This is a genomic window from Sphingobium phenoxybenzoativorans (genome assembly GCF_001757355.1).
GTDB classification, from domain to species: domain Bacteria; phylum Pseudomonadota; class Alphaproteobacteria; order Sphingomonadales; family Sphingomonadaceae; genus Sphingobium; species Sphingobium phenoxybenzoativorans.
This window is the reverse complement of the sequence record NZ_MINO01000188.1, coordinates 1-1,121: the sequence shown is the minus strand read 5'-3', so window position 1 is coordinate 1,121 and position 1,121 is coordinate 1. Positions and strand designations below refer to the sequence as shown.

1 protein-coding gene is annotated in these 1,121 nt (G+C 65.7%); it reads left to right on the top strand.

The features are described 5' to 3' along the window. Window positions 1-933: McrC family protein (locus tag BHQ40_RS24760; RefSeq protein WP_216094925.1), on the top strand; the 933-nt coding region annotated here is incomplete at its 5' end. Between the last annotated feature and the right edge of the window lie 188 nt (window positions 934-1,121).

Genomic DNA, 1,121 nt, shown 5'->3' with positions numbered 1-1,121 from the left:
GCCGACCGGCTCCTTGTCGAAACCCGGCGAGGCCTCCCGCGGCGCTATCTGCCGCATGAGGACGATCTGTCGGCGTTGCGGGGGCGTCTCGATGTCACCCGGCAGTTCACGCATCATGCGGTCCGGCCCGATCGGCTCGCCTGCCGGTACGATCAGCTCTCGAGCGATCTTCCGCTGCTGCAGGTCATGAAAGCGGCCGTGCTTGCGCTGCGCCGGCTGAGCCGCGCGCCCGACACCCAGCGGCTGCTGGATGAGCTTCGTTTCGTGCTCGCCGGCGTCTCCGATATCCCCCTGTCGTCATTGCCGTGGGATCGGGTCAGTATAGATCGGACCAACCGGCGCTGGGAGAGCCTGTTCGCCCTCGCCCGTCTGCTTGTGAGGCGCGACTGGCAATCGACCTCGGCGAGCGCCGGCGGCGGGGAGGGTGTTGCGCTGCTGTTCGCGATGAACGACCTGTTCGAAGCTGCGGTCGCCGCGCTGCTTCGCCAGGATCTTGCCGGCAGCGGCATCGATGTCGTCGCGCAGGGCGGCCTGCGCTATTGCCTGGGCGACTGGCGTGGGGACGAGGATTGCACGGGGCACCTGTTCCAGACGCGGCCCGACATCCTGCTGCGCCGGGACGGCGAGGTGGTGGCCATCGTCGATACCAAGTGGAAGTCTCTGAGCGGAGATCCGCTCGATCGCCGCAAGGGCGTCGGCCAGGCCGATGTCTACCAGATGATGGCCTATGCGCGGCTCTACCGCTGCGACCGCCTGATGCTCCTCTATCCCGCGCGTCCGGGATCGGGAGGCGCCGTGGTGCGGGAGTTCGGTATGGATGGCGGCAGGGAATTACTCGTGTTGGGGCAGGTCGATATGTCGGGCAGCCTGGATGACGCACGAACCGGGCTTTCCGGGTTGGTTGCTGGGATGCTTTCGCCTTTGGCGACGTGACCATCGGCGCCGTCACAAATCTGGTCGGGCTTGCGTCAGTGTACTCCTTCGATGGGGCTGGCGGACTTGCACAGCTTGGCAGGCTTGGTGGACGGCCTGTGATCTGCTGATCGGTGAAACTGACGACAGGCAGGCAATGGCGCGATAGGGTGGCCACGAGGAGGGACAATGTTTCATGGAAATGTCAG